The organism is Streptomyces callyspongiae (genome assembly GCF_047200695.1).
In the GTDB taxonomy this organism is placed as follows: domain Bacteria; phylum Actinomycetota; class Actinomycetes; order Streptomycetales; family Streptomycetaceae; genus Streptomyces.
The window spans coordinates 176325-194698 of the sequence record NZ_JBJZOM010000008.1; the positions used below are offsets into that span (position 1 = coordinate 176325).

The 18374-nt window shown below is 75.0% G+C and carries 13 protein-coding genes and 1 pseudogene; 10 read left to right on the top strand and 4 right to left on the bottom strand.

All coding sequences use genetic code 11. The features are described from left to right. Positions 1-10 precede the first annotated feature (10 nt). From ACL06G_RS10180 to ACL06G_RS10190, 3 genes are all read right to left on the bottom strand, one after another. Positions 11-262: a hypothetical protein gene (locus ACL06G_RS10180; RefSeq protein WP_412785879.1), complete on the bottom strand. Its 252-nt coding sequence runs from the start codon at positions 260-262 to the stop codon at positions 11-13. Positions 263-336: 74 nt separating this feature from the next. After that, complete coding sequence (locus ACL06G_RS10185) at positions 337-1137, bottom strand: DUF427 domain-containing protein (RefSeq protein WP_412785878.1); 801 nt, start codon at positions 1135-1137, stop codon at positions 337-339. 538 nt (positions 1138-1675) lie between these two features. After that, positions 1676-1936: a hypothetical protein gene (locus tag ACL06G_RS10190; protein WP_412785877.1), complete on the bottom strand. Its 261-nt coding sequence runs from the start codon at positions 1934-1936 to the stop codon at positions 1676-1678. Between the two features lie 726 nt (positions 1937-2662). Here ACL06G_RS10190 and ACL06G_RS10195 point away from each other — a divergent pair. After that, positions 2663-5479: pseudogene (locus ACL06G_RS10195) on the top strand (beta-N-acetylglucosaminidase domain-containing protein); the annotation flags it as partial. Positions 5480-5653: 174 nt separating this feature from the next. On the opposite strand, the gene ACL06G_RS10200 reads toward ACL06G_RS10195, so the two are convergent. After that, complete coding sequence (locus ACL06G_RS10200; protein ID WP_412785875.1) at positions 5654-6193, bottom strand: HNH endonuclease; 540 nt, start codon at positions 6191-6193, stop codon at positions 5654-5656. 293 nt (positions 6194-6486) lie between these two features. On the opposite strand from ACL06G_RS10200, the gene ACL06G_RS10205 reads away from it, so the two are divergent. The 9 genes from ACL06G_RS10205 (at position 6487) to ACL06G_RS10245 (ending at position 18254) form a co-directional block, all read left to right on the top strand. Next, the gene (locus ACL06G_RS10205; RefSeq protein ID WP_412785874.1) at positions 6487-7473 is read left to right on the top strand and encodes a mechanosensitive ion channel family protein; all 987 of its coding nucleotides are present in this window, start codon (positions 6487-6489) and stop codon (positions 7471-7473) included. A 22-nt stretch (positions 7474-7495) separates the two neighbouring features. Continuing rightward, on the top strand, positions 7496-8071 hold the full coding sequence (locus tag ACL06G_RS10210; protein WP_412785873.1) for a DinB family protein: 576 nt from the start codon (positions 7496-7498) through the stop codon (positions 8069-8071). Between the two features lie 100 nt (positions 8072-8171). Beyond that, the gene (locus ACL06G_RS10215) at positions 8172-9452 is read left to right on the top strand and encodes a family 4 glycosyl hydrolase (protein WP_412785984.1); all 1281 of its coding nucleotides are present in this window, start codon (positions 8172-8174) and stop codon (positions 9450-9452) included. Further along, positions 9443-10501, top strand: a complete 1059-nt coding sequence (locus ACL06G_RS10220; protein ID WP_412785872.1) for an N-acetylglucosamine kinase — start codon at positions 9443-9445, stop codon at positions 10499-10501. Before ACL06G_RS10215 ends, ACL06G_RS10220 begins: the two co-directional genes overlap by 10 nt. Positions 10502-10589: 88 nt before the next feature. Further along, a complete protein-coding gene (locus ACL06G_RS10225; protein ID WP_412785871.1) occupies positions 10590-12014 on the top strand; it encodes a GlnX family signal transduction membrane protein in 1425 nt (474 codons plus the stop codon). Further along, positions 12011-13096 carry a glutamate ABC transporter substrate-binding protein gene (locus ACL06G_RS10230; protein WP_503167824.1) on the top strand — a complete coding sequence of 362 codons (1086 nt, stop codon included), beginning with the start codon at positions 12011-12013 and terminating at the stop codon, positions 13094-13096. The genes ACL06G_RS10225 and ACL06G_RS10230 overlap by 4 nt, the downstream gene beginning before the upstream one ends. A 30-nt stretch (positions 13097-13126) precedes the next feature. Next, the gene (locus ACL06G_RS10235) at positions 13127-14482 is read left to right on the top strand and encodes a coiled-coil domain-containing protein (protein WP_412785869.1); all 1356 of its coding nucleotides are present in this window, start codon (positions 13127-13129) and stop codon (positions 14480-14482) included. Beyond that, entirely contained in the window at positions 14479-17016 is a 2538-nt protein-coding gene (locus tag ACL06G_RS10240; protein WP_412785868.1) for a serine/threonine-protein kinase, read from the top strand. The genes ACL06G_RS10235 and ACL06G_RS10240 overlap by 4 nt, the downstream gene beginning before the upstream one ends. 2 nt (positions 17017-17018) lie before the next feature. Next, a complete protein-coding gene (locus ACL06G_RS10245) occupies positions 17019-18254 on the top strand; it encodes a protein phosphatase 2C domain-containing protein (RefSeq protein ID WP_412785867.1) in 1236 nt (411 codons plus the stop codon). Positions 18255-18374: the final 120 nt, after the last annotated feature.

Below are 18374 nucleotides of genomic sequence, written 5' to 3' on the forward strand. Positions count from 1 at the left end.
CGGGAGCGTGTCAGTCGTTGCCGTGGCGCTGCGTGCCGGACCTGTCGCCGACGACGACGAGCGCGGCGATGATGAGGAAGAGCGCGATGGGGGCGACGACGTAGAGGCCGAGCGTCTCCACCAGGCTGATGCCCTCTCCCGGCTGGTCGCCGTCGTCACGGACAACGGCGAGGGCGGGGGACGTGGTGAGAGCCGTGAGGGCGGCCGTACCGGCCGTCAGGGCACCGGCGCGCAGCGCGTTCGTCTTGGCGTTCGTCTTCACGTCCCCGACGGTAACCAATGGCCTCGCGGCCCGCGCGCCCGGGGTCGGCTCGGCCTCCGTCCCGGCGGCGCGCCTCAGTCCGCTTCCGGGTCCTCGCAGCGGGTCTCGACACCCTCGCCCGTGAAGCAGACGTGGCCGGCCACGCGGGCCGCTTCCGGCAGCGGCTCGGGGTACCAGTGGGCGGCACCGGGGAGGCGGAGGTCGCCGGCGTGAAGCGAGCCGTGCGAGGCCCGGCCCTTGTACGGGCAGTCGGTGCGGGTCACGGCCGGTTCCACGTGCACGGCGCGGACGTCCGCCCACGGCACGTAGAACCGGTTGGGCACCCCGGTCTCCGAGAGGAGCATCGCCCGGTGCGTGGCGGCGATCTCCACCCCGTCGGCGAGGACCCGCACCCGGCGGGAAGCGGGCCGCACGTCGACCCGGTGATAGGGGTCCGCGAGATGCCCGAACACCTCGTCGTCCTCGTCGAGCCAGGTGTCCATCCGGTCCCAGTAGAGGGCGACGAGGCCGCGCAGCCATGCGGCCGCCGGGACGGGGTCGGGGTAGTGCCACAGGGCGTTCTGCGCGACCCGGCCACCGGCGCTCACCGACGCGTAGGCGGCGTCGCCCTTGAAGGGGCAGTGGGTGCGGTGGTCGCTGGGTACGAGGAGGTCGGTGCGGACGTCCTCGCGCGGGACGTACAGCTGGGGCGGCAGCCCGGTCTCGTGCACCAGGGTGCCGCGCACGGTGTCCAGCACGGTGCGGCCGTCGAGCAGGGCGCGGACGCGGCGGGGGAAGGGATGCTGGAACAGGACGTGCGCCGGCCCGTCGATCCGGTAGTTGACGGCGGCGGGGTGCCGCGGCGCCAGCGGGCCGCCGGGGTGGGTGAGCGACATGCGGTGCTCCGATCGGGGCGGCGGTCACGGTTCCAGTGCGTCGGGGAGCTCCTCGAAGAGCGCGTGCACCTCCGCCAGGGCGCACCAGGTGGTGTGGTCCTCCAGCGCGGAGCCCCGGTCGGCGAGGACATCGCGTTAGGCGGCGCATCGGCCGGGGGGCGAGGGGGAACCTCGCGCCGCAGGCCGAGGCTCCGGCCGCCGCGCCGCGCCTTCCGGCGCTCCGAGAGAAGGAGCGGGCACACGGTCGACTGCCCGGACTCGGCGTGGACGCGGAGTGCGGTGCCCTCGGGCAGGTCGGGAAGGTTTCCGGTTCCGGACGGGGAGAGCAGGACGACCGTGGGCGGAAGCAGTCGGTTCCGCGCCTGCCGGTCGTGTCTCGGACAGAGCCTCGCGTACGGCTCGGGGGACGCGGCGTCGACGCCGAGGGCGCCGAGTACGGCGACGAGGGTTTCCTCGGGGGGTTCGACCACGGAGCCCTGTCGGGGCTCGTGGAACGTGGAGACACCGTGCGCCGCCGCGAGCCGCGCGAGGCGCTCCATCAGATGTCCGTGGACTCCGTGCCGAATCCGGTACCGGTCGGCTCACTGGTGAGCGGCAGTTCGGCGGCGATGGGCAGCTCGCTGGTCAGGGGAGCCACATCGGCGAGCGGGGGCTCGCTGGTCAGGGGAGCTTCGGCGCAACCGCAGGTGCACGAGCCGTCCAGACCGGAGTCGGGGTCGGAGACTCCGGCCGGTTCCACCGGCCCGTGCGCCTGTTTGGGAATCAGTACGGTCATCAGTGCTTCTGCGGACGTGGCCACGGCGGGCCTCCGTTCATGGATGGTCGTGGTCATTGCGAGCCCTACCCAGCCTGCGGGACGGCAAGGGTGTTCGGCGAACGATCGTGGCCGACCTCACGTACTTTTCTGCGGCGATTTGCCTGCGGGAGGCGCCCGTACGCGAACATGATTCGGACATCACGGCCATCGCACTCCACATTTTACGTCGCGCTCACCCAGGGCGATGCCCTGCCACCCCCTGTGTCATTCGGGTTCCGTGCCCCCGGCCGGGGCGCCGGGAAGGGACGGCACACCGGCGCCGTACGTGCGGGGCCGACTTCCGTCGCGTACCGCTAGATTGGTGCACTGCCGCCTCGGCGGGAGCGGCCCGGCGCCCCGGGGAACGCGGGCGCCGGGCCGCTCCGCCCCGGACGGCAGACCCCGTACCCGGGACGACGCACGCCGGGTGACCGGGGCCTGCGCGGGGGAGACTCCGCAGGCGGGGGACAGCACAGGTCGACGTCAGCGCGGCGCACGGAGACGCCGCCGATCAGGGGAGCCGTCGTGGAGTCATCGGAACCGGTCGTGCCCGGGCCGCGCCGTCCTCGCCGCCTGGCGCGGCGGGCCGGCGCCGCCGCACTTGTCGCCTCCGTCGTCTCCGGCCTCCTCGGCGGCTCCCCGGCCGCGCAGGCCGCTCCCGCCGACAACGGTCCGGGCGACGCCCCGCAGGCGGGCGAGGGCGAACGGACCGCGTCCGGCGTGCCGTCCGTGCGGCCACGACCCCAGTCCGTCCGCGCCGGCGGGGCGTTCGCTCCCGTCGACGGCGAAGTCACCCTCGTCGCCGACACCGACGCGGACCGGTTCGCGGTGCGCACCGTCCAGGCGGCGCTCCGGGACGCGGGCGCCGGCACGGTCCACGAGACCGACACCGGCGGGGACGGGCCGCTCCGCGGGACCGTGGTGCGCGTGGGCGACAAGGCTGCCGGTCCGGCGCTGCGGGCGCTCGGCGCGTCCCCGACGGGAGACCTGCCGCCCGGCGGCTACCGGCTGGCGGTGGGCGAGACCGACGGCCGGGCCACCGTCGCGCTCGCGGGGACCGGCGAGGACGGACTGTTCCACGCCGCACAGACGCTGCGCCGGCTGGTGGTCGAGCGGGACGGCGTGCCCGGATTCCCCGGCGTGCGGATACGGGACTGGCCCACCGCGCCGGTCCGCGGCGTCACCGAAGGGTTCTACGGCGAGCCCTGGAGCCGGGCCGAACGCCTCGAACTGCTCGACTTCCTGGGCCGTACCAAGCAGAACCGCTACCTCTACGCCCCCGGAGACGACCCCTACCGCCAGGCGGCCCGCTGGCGCGACCCCTACCCCGCGGCGGAGCGGGCGGACTTCCGTGCACTGGCACAGCGTGCCCGGGAGAACCACGTGGTGCTGGGCTGGGCCGTTTCGCCGGGCCAGAGCCTGTGCTTCTCCTCGCCCGAGGACCGCCGGGCGCTGGTGCGGAAGCTGGACGCCATGCGGGCGCTGGGCTTCCGCGCCTTCCACCTGCAGTTCGACGACGTGAGCTACCGGGAGTGGCACTGCAGCGCGGACGCGGAGACGTACGGGACCGGCCCGGAGGCAGCGGCACGCGCGCAGGCGGAACTCGCCAACCATGTCGCGGCCCACTTCGCGGCGGCCCGTGCCCGCGGACACCTGGACCTGCAGCAGCTGACCGTGCTTCCCACGGAGTTCTACCAGGAGGGCCGCACCGCCTACCGCACGGCGCTCGCCCGGCATCTCCGCGACGGAGTGCAGGTGGCCTGGACGGGGGTGGGTGTGGTGCCCCGCACCGTCACCGGCGGGGAACTGGCGGACGTCCGCGCGGCCTACCCGGAGCAGCCGGTGGTCACCACCGACAACTACCCGGTGAACGACTACGCCCCCGAGCGGCTCTTCCTCGGGCCCTACCAGGGTCGGGACCCGGCGGTGGCGGGCGGGTCGGCCGGACTGCTCGCAGGCGCCATGGCGCAGCCCGTCGCCTCCCGCATCCCGCTGTTCACCGCCGCCGACTTCGCATGGAATCCGCGCGACTACCACCCGGAGGAGTCGTGGCGGGCGGCGATCGAGGAACTGGCCGGCACCGACCCCCGCAGCCGGGAGGCGGTCGGGGCACTGGCCGGGAACGACGCGTCCTCGATGCTGGGCCGCGAGGAGTCGGCGTACCTGCGGCCACTCATCGAGGACTTCTGGGCCGCGCACGGCTCCGGCGACCGGAAGCAGCTCCGGGAGGCTGCCGAGCACCTCCGGGAGGCTTTCCGGGCGATGGAGCGGTCCCCCCGGCAGGTGCCCGGGCGACTGGCCCGGGACGCGGAGCCGTGGCTGCGCCAGCTCTCCCTGCTGGGCCGGGCAGGCGACACGGCGGTGGGGCTGCTACTGGCCCAGTCGCGGGGCGACGGCACGAGCGCCTGGCGTGCCCAACTCGAGCTGCGCCGGCTGCGGTCCGAGGCGCAGGACGCCTCGGCCGTGGTCGGGAAGGGCGTGCTGCCCGCATTCCTGGACCGGGCGCTGCGGACGGCGGACGGCTGGGCCGGCGTGCACGACCGCGACGCGCCCGCGCGGTCCACCGCGGTCCACGGCCCCGCCGGGCGGCGCGGGGGCTCCGTGCGGAAGGCCGCGGACAGCGACCCCGGCACCGCCTACCGGGCCCGTACGGCTCCCGGTGACCCCGTGGAAGACGCCGTCACGCTGGAGCTGCCCGCTGCGCGCCCGCTCGCCGCGGTGACCGTGCTGTCCGGGCCGGGTTCGGACACCCGCGCGGACATCGACGTGCGCACGCCCGACGGAGCCTGGCAGCGGGTCGGGCAGCTGTCGGAGGGCGGCTGGACGCAGGCGGACGCCGGGGGTGTCACCGCCGACGCCGTGCGGCTGCGCTGGCACGAGGACTCGCGCCGTCCGGTGGTGCACGAGATCACCCCCTGGTACGCGGACACGCCCGGTACCGCCCTCGAGCTGTCGCACAAGGAGGCGTACGCGACGACGGGCGGCGCCCCGGCGAAGGTCGACGCCGTACTGACCGGCCGCAGCCCCCGGGACGTGCGGGGCGCGCTGCGTGTGGACGCCCCGGACGGGCTGACGGTGCGGGCGCCGTCACAGGTCACGGTCCAGCAGGGCGCCACGACCGAGGTGCCGCTGGAGATCACCGCCGCCCCCGACGTACGGCCCGGCGCGCACCGGGTGGATGTGGCCTTCGGCGGCCAGCGGCAGAGCGTCACCGTGCGGGCCTTCCCCGCGACGGGCGGCCCCGATCTGGCACGCCGCGCGGAGGTCACCTCCTCGGCGGACGAGACTCCGGACTTCCCGGCCCCGGCGGCGGCCGACGGCGACCCCGAGAGCCGCTGGTCGTCGCCTCCGCAGGACGACGCCTGGCTGCAGCTGCGCCTGGACGGCCCCGCGCGCGTGGGGCGGCTGGTACTCCACTGGCAGGAGGCGTACGGCAGGCGCTACCGCATCGAGGCGTCGCCCGACGGACGGACGTGGCGAACCGTCGCGGAGGTCGGCCACGGGCGCGGCGGCAGGGAGACCGTGCGGATGGACACCCCGCCGGACACCCGCTACCTGCGCATGCAGGGCGTGGAGCGCGCGACCCGCTTCGGCTACTCGCTGTGGTCGGTGGAGGCGTACGCGATCCGTGAGGACGACGGGAAGCGCGGGAAGGGCGCAGGCCTCGGGGACGCTGCCTCCGGCAGCAGGCACGGGTCACGACACAGCGAAGGCCCGGATTCAGGCAGGTATTCTGCCGTCCACCCGGGCCATGGCGTCGTCGGCTCCGTACGGTTGCAGGTACGGCAACCAGCGCGGGTCCCGGTGTCCCGTGCCGATGATCCGCCAGGCCAGTCCGGACGGCGGTGCGGGTTTGTGACGCAGCCGCCAGCCGATCTCGGCGACATGGCGGTCGGCCTTGACGTGATTGCAGCGGCGGCAGGCGGCCACCACGTTCTCCCAGGTGTGCTGACCTCCCCGGCTGCGCGGGATCACGTGGTCGACGCTGGTTGCGACGCCACCGCAGTACGCGCAGCGGCCTCCGTCGCGGGCGAAGAGCGCGCGGCGGGTCAGCGGCACGGGCCCCCGGAAGGGCACCCGCACGAACCGTTTCAGACGGACGACGCTGGGGGCGGGGATGACGCGGGTCGCGCTGTGCATCAGGGCGCCGGACTCCTCGAGGCACACGGCCTTGTCGTTGAGCACGAGGATGAGCGCGCGGCGGAGCGGTACGACGCCCAGGGGCTCGTACGACGCGTTGAGGACCAGGACATGCGGCACGGTGCCTCCTTGTACGTCGGCGGCGCGTGGCTCGCGCCGGGACGATCTCACCTCAGTGTGTCGCCTGCCCCTGCTCCCGCGCCACCACGGCCCGGTAACGCACCGAGCGTGTTTTGCGCCACACCACCGCCCCGTCCACCGCCGCGGACGACGCCGAACACGTCACACCGGCACGTGGAACCGCGGGCGGCGCGAGCTGCGCCGTTAGTGTGGGCGACGTCCGTCCGCGTACGCCCCCAGGTCCGTCAGCGCCCCCGCGGTGCGGCGCGCGTACCCGCACGGAAGGTTGACCAGTGTTCCTCTCGGCCTCTGCAGAGCCCTCTCCCGACCCGACTGTCCCCTCCCTCGACGACGCCCGGCGCTCGGCGGGCGACGCCGCCGGCTGGGTCGAGCGGAACTGGGAGTCGTGGCTGAGCGGCGGCGTCCGCATCCTGGTGATCCTGGCCGTCGCCCTGGTGCTCAACTTCCTGGTACGGCGCTCGATCACCACGTTCGTGGAACGGATGAACCGGAGGTCCGAGGCCGAGGCGGGCAACGCGCTGCGGGGCCTCCTGGTGAACGCCGAACGACGGCGCCAGCGGTCGGAGGCGATCGGCTCGGTGATGCGCAGCATCTCCTCCGTGCTGATCCTCGGCACCGCGGGGATGGTCGTCCTCTCCACTCTCGGCATCGACCTCGCCCCGCTGCTGGCCAGTGCCGGCGTGGCCGGTGTGGCCCTCGGTTTCGGCGCCCGGAACCTGGTGACCGACGTCCTCACCGGGACGTTCATCCTGCTGGAGGACCAGTACGGCGTCGGTGACCGGGTCGACGCGGGCGAGGCGACGGGAATCGTGCTCGAGATCGGGCTGCGGGTCACCAAGCTCCGCGGCGACGACGGCGAGATCTGGTACGTGCGCAACGGCGAGATCAAGCGGGTGGGGAACCTGAGCCAGGGGTGGGCCACGGCGTCCGTGGACGTCCAGGTGCACGCGGCCGAGGACCTGGACCGGGTGCGCGAGGCGATCACGGCGGCGGGCCAGGACCTGGCGGACTCCGAGCCCTGGGACGAGCTGCTGTGGGACGGCGTGGAGGTCCTCGGCCTGGACGCGCTCACGCTGGACTCCATGACGGTACGGGTCGCCGCGAAGACCATGCCGGGGAAGGCGGTCGGCGTGGAGCGCGAACTGCGCTGGCGGATCAAGCGGACGCTCGATGCCCGCGGCATCCGCATCGTCGACGACGCGTCGCTCGGCGCCGGTGCGGCCCGGGTCTCGCTGCGGAAATCCCGCGCGGATGCGTGAGGCGGCGGCTACCGTGCCGCACATGACCGAAGCGAAATCCGACACGGAGCCCTGCGCGGAGACCGACGCGCAGGGACGGCCCGAACCGCCGCACCGGGGGGACGAGGCGGCGACGCTGCTGGGTTTCCTGGAGCACCAGCGCGCGACCCTGGAGTGGAAATGCCGCGGCCTGGGGGACGAGGCACTGCGGACCCCGCTGCCGCCGACGTCGATGACGCTGGGCGGCCTGCTGAAGCACCTGGCGCTCGTCGAGGACCACTGGTGCACCGAGGTGGTCGCCGGCGAGGAGCTGCCGTCGCCGTGGCACGACGTGGACTGGCGGGCGGAGCCGGACTGGGAGTGGCACAGCGCCGCGGAGGAGTCGGGCGAGGGGCTGCGGCGGCTGTGGGCCGAGCGCGTGGAGCGCTCCCGTGCCGTCGTGGCGGCACGCCTCGCGCAGGACGGGCCGGGCGCGCTCGACGTCGCGCACGCCGCGTGGGGCGGCCGGGACCGGGTCTCGCTGCGCTGGGTGCTGACCCATCTGATCGAGGAGTACGCGCGTCACAACGGCCACGCCGACCTGCTCAGGGAGGCGGTCGACGGCTCGACGGGCGAGTAGCCGCCGCGGGCGCGTCGCGGCACTCCCCCGGCCGCCCGGCGGGCGGCTAGGGTCCGGAGCTGTCCTGTCCGCTCCCGCGTCCCGGAGGGCACCGTTGAGCATCACACTCGCCGTGGTCGGCGGCGGCTCCACCTACACACCCGAACTCGTGGACGGACTGGCCCGGTTGCGGGACAGCCTGCCCGTGGAGGAGCTCGTCCTCATCGACCCCTCGACGGACCGGCTGGCCCCCGTGGGTTCGTTCGCCCGCCGCATCCTCGCCGCGCAGGGCCATCCGGCGAAGGTCACCACCACCAGCGACCTGGACGCGGCCGTGGAGGCGCACGCGGTGCTGCTGCAACTGCGGGTCGGCGGGCAGGCGGCGCGCGGCGGGGACGAGTCCTGGCCGCTGGAGTGCGGCTGCGTCGGCCAGGAGACGACCGGAGCGGGCGGCCTGGCCAAGGCGCTGCGCACCGTGCCGGTGGTGCTGGACATCGCCGAGCACATCCGCCGCCGCAACCCCCGCGCATGGATCGTCGACTTCACCAACCCGGTGGGCATCGTGACGCGGGCGCTGCTGGACGCCGGGCACCGCGCCGTGGGGCTGTGCAACGTCGCGATCCATCTGCAGCGAACCTTCGCCGCCCTGCTGGGCACCCGGCCCGACGCACTGCACCTGGAGCACTACGGGCTCAACCACCTCACCTGGGAGCTCGCCGTGCGGCACGGCGGTCCCGACGGACCCGACCTGCTGCCGCGCCTGCTCGCCGACCACGGCGCGGAGCTCGCGGAGGAACTGCGGCTGCCGCACGCCGTCCTGGCGCGGCTCGGCCTCGTCCCCTCCCCCTACCTGCGCTACTACTACGCGCACGACAGCGTGGTGGCCCGGATGCGCACCGAGCCGTCCCGCGCGAGCGACGTGGCCCGGCTGGAGGAGCGGCTGCTGCGGATGTACGCGGACCCGGAGCTGCGGGAGAAGCCGGACCTGCTCGCGCAGCGCGGCGGCGCCTTCTACTCGGAGGCCGCCGTCGCCCTCACCGCCGCGCTGCTCGGGGACGGAACCGGCGGCACGGGGCAGGCGGGCTCGGTGCAGGCCGTGAACGTCCGCAACGGCGGCACGCTGCCGTTCCTGCCCGACGACGCCGTCGTCGAGGTACCGGCGCACGTGTCGCCCTCGGGTGCCGAACCGCTGCCCGCTCCGGCACTCGACCCGCTGTACGCCGGGCTCGTCGCGCACGTATCGGCGTACGAGGAACTGGCGCGGGAGGCGGCACTGCACGGCGGACGCCACCGCGTCGAGAAGGCGCTGCTCGCCCATCCGCTGATCGGTCAGCACGACCGCGCCGAGGCACTCGCCGACAGGCTCCTCGCGCACAACCGGGAGTACCTCCCGTGGCTTTGACCCCTGGCGCTCCGGACGCCGCGGTCCTCGCTGTCGACGCCGGGAACAGCAAGACCGACGTGGCGCTGGTGGCGCGGGACGGCAGGGTGCTGGGCTCCGCGCGCGGCGGCGGCTTCCGCCCGCCCACCGTCGGGGTCCGCGCCGCCATGGCGGAGTTGGCCGCCGTGGTGGCCAGCGCGGCCGAGGCGGCGGCCTGCCCGGGAGAGGGCGGCGCCCCGCTCGCAGAGGAAGTGGTCGCCTGCCTGGCCAACGCCGACCTGCCGCGGGAGGAACGGGACTTGGCGGAGGCGGTGCGGGCGCGGGGCTGGGGTATCCGCCACGTCGTCCGGAACGACACCTTCGCCCTGCTGCGGGCCGGTCTGGCGGACGCCACCGCGGAGCGTCACGGCGTGGCGGTGGTGTGCGGCGCCGGCATCAACTGCGTGGCGCAGGACGGCGCCGGGCGCACGCATCGCTTCCCCGCGCTCGGACGTCTCTCCGGCGACTGGGGCGGCGGAGCGTGGCTGGCGGAGGAGGCGCTGTGGCATGCGGCGCGTGCCGCCGACGGGCGGGGCGAGCACACGGAGCTCGCGGAACGGCTCCCGGCCCGCTTCGGCCTGCCGTCGATGTACGCGCTGATCGAGGCACTGCATCTGGGGGACCTGTCCCCGGCACGGCGTGCGGAGGCGGCACTGGTGCTGTTCGCGACGGCCGAGGAGGGCGACCCGGTGGCGCGGTCGGTGGTGCGGCGGCAGGCGGACGAGGTGGTGGCCCTCGCCGTGGTCGCGCTGGAGGCACTCGGTCTGACGCAGCGCGCCACCCCGGTGGTGCTGGGCGGCGGCGTACTCGCCGCACGGCGCCGCGTGCTGGAGGAGCGGCTGCACGAACAGCTGGCGGAGCGGGCGCCGTCGGCCGTCCCGGTGATGTGCGAGGACCCGCCGGTGCTGGGCGCCGCCCTCCTCGGCCTCGACCGCACGCACGCGCCGGCTGCCGCGTGCTCCCGGCTGCGGGCACAGGTCTTCGCCACGGATCCGCGGCACCCTCTGGGACGCGCGGGAACGTCGCGATAGGAACAAGATCCGGGGCCGCCCGATGTTCCCGCGGGCGTCTGCCGTCATACTGCTGCGCGGGGAACGCACGTCCAGGGGGAGTATCAGCGTGAGTCAGCCGCCCGCAGCATGGCCGCCGAGTGTGCCGCCGCCGTCCTCGGCGCCGACGTGGCGGCGCTCCGTGCCCGAGGAGCAGCCGGTACCGCCGGCCCGCCGCGGTGCCTGGCGTGACGCGCTGCACCGCAGCCGCCGGGCCGCCACCACCGAACCGGGCCGCCTCCGCGGGCTCGGCGCCGTCCTCGCTCTGCTCCTGCTCTGCTTCGGCGCCCTGACGGCCTGGCAGGTGTCGGAGCGCGCCTCCGCGGCGGACGCCGTGATCGACCGCAGCCAGCCGCTCAGCGAGAACGCGGCACACCTCTACCGTTCCCTGGCGGACGCCGACACCACGGCCGCGGACGGCTTCCTGGCCGGCGGCGAGGCATCGCGCACGGTACGGGAGCGCTACGTGCGGGACATCCGCCGCGCCTCGGAACTGCTGGCCAAGGCCGCCGCCGACAGCGAGAGCTCCGGTGCGGCGGATCGGGAGATCGCCGAACTCAACCGCGAACTGCCCCACTACACGGGCCTGGTGGGCGCGGCCCAGGCCGACAACCGGCAGGGGCTGCCGCTGGGAGGGGCCTACCTCCGCTACGCGAACGAACAGATGCACGAGAAGCTGCTCCCCTCGGCGCGGGATCTGCACCGGGCGGAGACCGCCCGGCTCCGCGCCGACCAGGCACGGGCCCGATCCTGGCCGTGGGCCGCCACTGCCGCCGGAATCCTGGCCCTCGGCGCGCTCGGCGCGGCTCAGCGGCGCCACTACCTCCGCACCAACCGGGTGCTGAGCCCCGGATTGGTGGGTGCCACGGCGGCGACGCTCCTCGCGCTGCTGTGGCTCACGGCGGCCACGGCGCTGGCCCGCTCCTCCCTCGACGCCGCGGACGAGCAGGGCGCCCGATCGCTGCACGTACTCAACGAGGCGTGGACCGGCTCGCTCCAGGCGCGCGGCGCCGAGAACATGTGGCTCGTCACCCGCGGCGCCGGCGGGCTGTACGAGGAGCGCTCGGTTCGGCTGATGGAACGGGTGGCCGGCCCGGAGAGCGGGGAGAGCCGCACTCCGGACGGTCTGCTCGGCGAGGCGCTGGAGCTGGCCGACGACCCGGCCGGACGGAAGCCGGTCGAGACCGCCCGGAGGGCGCTCCACGACTGGCGTGCCCGGCACCGCGAGGCGGCAGCGGCGGAGGACGCCGGGGACTACGCCGCCGCCGTCGCCCGGGTGACGGGCCGGGAGGCGGACACCACCGGCGAGGCGTTCGACCGGGTCAGCACCTCCCTGCGGGAGGCGAGCGCCCATGAACAGGCGGAGTTCGCGACGGCGGCATCCGACGGCCGCGCCGCGCTGACGGGACTTGCGGCCGGGGCGGCGGTACTGGCCGTGCTCGGCACGGCGGGCGTCCTGTTCGGCATCGGACGCGGCCTGGCGGAGTACCGATGAGGAGGCGCCACGTGCCGGGCACCGGCAGGTTCGACAGCACAGCGACGGGCGGACGACGGACGACGGCGCTCGCGTCGGCCGCCGCGGTCACGGCACTGCTGGCCGCGGTGAACACGCTGCCCGCGGGCGGTTCCGGGGACACCGCGGTGAGGTCGGGGACGGCGGCACGGGCCGCACACCACCGGGCGGCTCCACTCACCGCCCCCGCGGGCTCCGTGGCGCGCCCCGGCTCTCCCGCACAGCCCACCGCGTGCGCCGACGGCCTGCCTCCCACGGCCAGTCTGCGGCCCTCGGCGGCCGCCGGGACCGCGGTGCGACGCGTCCAGGAGCGCGGCCGGCTGATCGCGGGGGTCGACCAGAACAGCTACCTCTGGGGCTACCGGAACCCGGCGACGGGCGAGTTGGCAGGGTTCGACATCGACCTGGTGCGCGCGATCGCGGAGGACCTGCTGGGCCCGGACCCGCAGATCGTGTTCAAGACCATCCCCACCGACCGCCGGATACCTGCCGTCCGCAACGGGGACGTGGACATGGTCGTGCGCACCATGACCGTCAACTGCGAACGAGCCGATCAGGTGGCGTTCTCCACCGCGTACTTCCGCAGCGGACAGCAGCTCGTCGTGCCGCGCGGCAGCGGCATCACCGGCCTCGACGAGAGCGTCGAGGGCGAACGCGTCTGCACCGCCAGGGGCTCCACGGCCCAGCGCCTGCTGACGGACGGGGAGTACTCGGCGCTGGACGTGCAGCGGGTCGAGGTCGCCAACCAGCTGGACTGCCTGGTCAGGGTCCAGTTGGGCGAGGCCGACGCCGTCCTCACCGACAACGCGCTCGGAGCCGGCCAGGTCGCCCAGGATCCGGCGATGGAACTCGTCGGCGAGCCCGTCACGGTCGAGCCGTACGGCGTCGCCATGAACCTGGACGACGAGGACCTGGTGCGCCGGGTCAACCGCGTGCTCGAGAACTACCGTGCGGGAGGCGACCGGAGCCGCTGGAGGGCCTCGTACGAACGGTGGCTGGGCACCATGATGGAGGGCGGCGCCGCGGAACGCCCCGCTCCGCCGGAACCGGTGTACCAGGACTGAGCGCGACCGCAGCCGAGCAGCGAGGTGATCATGGGCTCCCCGCGACCCACCGGACCGGCCATGAGCCGGGAGGAGGCGGACGGTGAACTGTCCCGTCTCCACACCGAGCGCGAAGCGGTCGAGTCCACCCTCATCGCCCTGCAGGACCATGCCGGGCGCCGCCTGCTGGAGGGGGCCGACCTGGCCGGGACGACCGCCCGGCGATGGGAGGGTGCGGAGCGCGTCCTGCACCGCCTGTGGACCTGTTTCGACCTCTACACCGCCACCCTGCGCCGGGCCCGTGAGCTCCGGGCCCGGCACCGCTGGCCCACCCGGGACGACCTGACCGACCTCACGGCCCTGCTGTGCGGCACCGTCGCGATACCCGCGGCCGTCGAAGGGCCGGACGGAACAGCGGAATCCGCGGCCGGGGCCGAGGACCGCTGCGAGGAGGTCACGCTGACCGAGCTGGTGCAGCGCATGAACGCCTGGTACGCCCAGGTGCTCGACGTGGTCGCGGCAGCGGACACGGTGTGGTCGGCGCTGCCCGCCCGCATCGACCTGCTCGCCGAGGAACTGCGCCGCGTCCGGTCCCTCGCCCACTCTGTGGGGGTGCGGCCCGGCGAACACCCGTCCGGTGACGAACTCGAGGCGATCACGGCCGAACTCCACCGGCTGCGCGACGACGTGCTCCGCGACCCCCTGGAGTTCTGGACCGGTGGCGGCGGCAGTTCCGCCCCGGGCAGCGGACGTCCGGACACCCGACGCTACGACACCGCGGCCCGGGCTCTGGAGGACGTGCGCCGCGAGATCGACGCCGTCCTGACGGTACGCCGGGACGCGGAGGAGCGGCTGCTGCGGCTGCGCGACGTGCTGGCCCGCGCCGACCGCACCCTCGCCGAGGCCCGGACGGCCCGCACCGAGGTGCTGGCGAAGATCGCCGCCTCGGAGGTCCCCGCGGTGAGCGGACCGCCGACCGCCCTGTACGAGCAGGCCGCGCGGGCCGTCGAGCACCGGCGGTACGCCCGCTGGAACCGGCTCTCGCCGCTGCTGGACTCGCTGGAGCAGCAGGCCGAGGAGGAACTCGGGCGGGCACGGGACTCCCTGGAGGCGGTGACGGCGCCGCTCGCGGTGCGGGCCGAACTGCGGGGCAGGCTGGACGCCTGTCGTGCGAGGATCACCGAGCAGGGCATGGCTGGGGACGCAGTTCTGGCCGAACGGCACGACGCGGCGCGCCGCATCCTGTGGAGCGTTCCCTGCGATCTCGGCGCTGCCGAGGCCGCCCTGCGCCGGTACCGGGAAGCGGCGGAGGAGGCCCTGCTGCCGCGCCAGGGCCGCGGGACTGGCCAGGACGACGCATCGGGGCGGGGCGACAGGGCCGCCGTCGAGCACAGGGGGGACGCATGAACACCGCCTCGCAGGCGCAGGGAGCACCGCATCCGGAGCACCGCGCGGAAACCGGCGGGTGGGCCTGCCGGCAACCGGGCTGCCCCGGCGTCCATCGGGACACCGGCTCCGGGGGTGCCTCGCTCTGCTCCGTCTGCGGTACGGCCCCCGGAGCCCCGGTGCCGCCCCCCGGTACGGCCCCCGGGACGGGCCCCGGCCGCCCGGGACCGTCGGGGTACGGGTCGGTGGACGGCACCACGAGTGCCGGGGCCGCGGGTTCCTCGCCGTCCCGGGCCTCACGGCGCTCGGTCTCCGGGAGCCTGCCCGAGCGGCCGTCCGAACGCGGTGTCGCCCCGTCGGTGTCGGTCCGCAACTCCCGCGCCTCTTCCGGTGCGTCGACGCGCACCCGCCTCGGGGCCGGACTGGTGTCCGTGCCGCAGGTGCCGCGGGCCGATCCCGCGACGCGGGTGCTGGCGAACCCCGAGGTGCCGGAGCGGAGGCGCTTCTGCAGCAGCCCGGAGTGCGGTGCCCCCGTGGGGCGCACGCGGCGCGGCCGTCCCGGACGCACCGAAGGCTTCTGCACGCAGTGCGGCAAGAAGTACTCCTTCGTGCCCAAACTGCGCCGCGGCGACGTGGTGCACGGCCAGTACGAGGTCGCGGGCTGTCTTGCGCACGGCGGCCTCGGCTGGATCTACCTGGCGGTCGACCACGCGGTCGCGGGGCGCTGGGTGGTTCTCAAGGGGCTGCTGGACACCGGGGACGAGGAGGCGATGGCCGCGGCCATCGCGGAGCGCCGATTCCTCGCCGAGATCGAGCACGCCAACATCGTCCGCATCTACAACTTCGTGGAGCACCCCGACCGGCACACCGGCAGCCTCGACGGCTACATCGTGATGGAGTACGTCGGCGGCCGGTCGTTGAAGGACATCGCCAACGCCCGCCGCACCCCGCAGGGGCGCCGTGATCCGCTGCCCGTCGAGCAGGCCTGCGCGTACGGCATCGAGGCCCTGGAGGCGCTGGGGCACCTCCATGCCCGCAATCTGCTCTACTGCGACTTCAAGGTCGACAACGCGATCCAGCAGGAGGACCGTCTCAAGCTGATCGACATGGGGGCCGTCCGCCGGATGGACGACGACAGCAGCTCCGTCTACGGCACGGTGGGGTACCAGGCTCCCGAAGTGCCCCGGGTCGGCCCGTCGGTGGCCTCCGACCTGTACACGGTGGCGCGGACCCTGGCCGTGCTCACCTTCGACTTCTCCGGCTGCACCACGACCTACGCCACCGACCTGCCGGCTCCGGAGGAAGTGGAGGTGTTCCGGAGGTACGAGTCCTTCCACCGCTTCCTGGTCCGCGCCACCGACCCCGACCCGCGGCGCCGTTTCGCCTCCGCCCAGGACATGGCGGAGCAGTTGACGGGAGTGCTGCGGGAGGTCGTCGCGCTGCGGACGGGGCAGCCTCAGCCCGCGCTCTCGTCCCTCTTCGGCACGGAACTGCGGGTGGTCGACAGCGAACCGGCGGGTCCGGCGCTGGGCGAGCCCTCCGTGCTCGGGCCGCGCCCGGCGACGCGTCGGCGACGCGCGGCGCCGCCGCAGGCACCGCCCGCTCCGACGGCCGGTCCCTCCGGTGCTCCCTTCCGGACGGCAGCGGCGGCGCTGGCACTCCCCGTTCCGTTGGTGGATCCGGGCGACCCCTGCGCCGGGTTCCTCGCGGGGCTGGCCGGTTCGTCCCCCGGGGAGGTCGCGGCCGCTCTCGCGCACGCACCGGCCGACTCCGTGGAACGTCGGCTGCGGGAGCTGCGGGCCGGACTGGAGTCGGACGCTCCGCACGCCGGACGGTACGCGGCGCACGCGCTCGCCGCGCTGGAGGAGCACCACCCCGACGACTGGCGGGTCGTGTGGTACCGCGGGCTCACGGCGCTGACGTCCGGGGATCGGCGGACCGCGGCGGTCTCCTTCGAGGCGGTGCACGACGCGTTCCCCGGCGAGCCGGCTCCCAAGCTGGCCCTCGCCGTCTGCGCGGAGGCCCTGGGCCAGTGGGACAACGCTGCGGAGTACTACCGGCTGGTGTGGGCGACGGACCACGCGTTCGTGAGCGCCGCGTTCGGACTCGCCCGGGTCCGCCTCGCGCTCGGCGACCGAGCGGGGGCCGTCGGAGCGCTGGAATCGGTGCCGGAGTCCTCCAGCCATCACGTGGCGGCGCGGGTCGCGGCCGTGCGGGCGCGCCTGCGGGGACGCGACCCCCGCGAACCGCTGTACCAGGATTTGTGCGCCGCCGGGCGTCAGGTGGAACTGCTGCGCGAGGGCGGGCTCGACGCGCTGCGCCTGGAGCAGCTGATCTGCGAGGTGCTGGGGAGCGCGCTGGACTGGGTGATCGCCGCCCGGCCGGTGCTGGACGGGCACGTGCTGCCCCTGCTGGAGGCCGTACCGGAGGAGGGCCGGCTGCGGGAGGGCCTGGAGCGGTCCCTGCGGCGCCTCGCCAGGCTGGCGCAGTCCGGCTCTGAGAGGATCGAACTGGTGGAGCGGGCCAACCGCATCCGCCCCCGAACATGGGTGTGACGATGCCACAGAACGAGCGACCGTCGGCCTGCCCCGGCTGCGACGAACCCGCGGAGGCGGGAGACCGCTTCTGCGGCGCCTGTGGCACGGCGCTGCCCGCCGTTCCGCAGGCGACCCCCGCACCGCCGTCGCCCGCGCCGCTCGCCGCCGGGAGTGCGGGCGACGGAAGCGGCGCCGGAACCGTCGGGGACGATCCCGTGACCACCTCGCTCCGGCCGGGAGCGGGAGCGCCCGGGGCGGGCGGGGACGGGGACGCTCACGCGGAACCGGCGCACGGCGCGCACCGGCCCGGCGATGCCCCGGCACCGGCGGAAACCCGCGACGACTCCCCGGACACGGAACACTGCGTGGCCTGCGGCACCGGCGCCGTCGGCCCCGACGGCCACTGCACGGACTGCGGGCACCAGCAGCCCGTCGCCCGCGACCACTGGGAACGCGAGCGGGACGGTGCCGGAGGAGTCAGCGATCTGGGGCTGCGTCGCCGTCGGAACGAGGACTTCTTCACGCTCGCGGCCGCACGCACTCCCGCCGGGGAGGCCGCCCGCATCGCCGTCGTGTGCGACGGCGTCTCCTCGGCCCAGCGGTCCGACCGGGCGTCCGAGGCGGCCGCGGAGGCGGCGGCGGCCTCGCTGTGCGCCTCCCTCCCGCGGGACGTGCATCCGCAGCAGGCCCTGCACGACGCGCTCGTCGCCGCGGGGGACGCCGTGGACGTGCTGGCCACCGACGAGGAACGAGCAGCCCAGCGCAACGCCCCGGCCTGCACCATCGTCGGTGCCGTGGTCACGCCCGGCGTACTCACCGTCGGCTGGGTGGGGGACAGCCGCGCCTACTGGGTCCCCGACGACCGCGACGCGCGCCCCGCCCGGCTGACGACGGACGACTCCTGGGCGGCCCATATGGTCGCTTCGGGACTGATGACCGAGGCCCAGGCCCAGGCCGACCCGCGCGCCCACGCGATCACCGGCTGGCTGGGCGCGGACGCGTACGAACTCGACCCGCACACCGCCTCGTTCCAGCCGGACCGCTCCGGTGTGGTCGTGGTGTGCAGCGACGGTCTGTGGAACTACGCCGAGACCGCCCGGCAGATGGCCGAGGCGGTACCGCCGGACGCCGCGGAGCGGCCGCTCGCGGCGGCACGGCATCTGGTGGGCCTGGCCCTCGACGGCGGGGGCCACGACAACGTGACGGTGGCGGTGGTGCCGTTCACCACTCCGCAACGGTCCGCGGACCACCCCTGAAGGCGGACGAACCAGGCCACACCGCGCGCCGCGCCCCCGTGTGCGGCGGGCGGTGTGGCCCGCCGCACGCCGGCCGCTCCCGACGGCGTCGACTCCGGGAGGCCCCCGCCGGGTACTGTT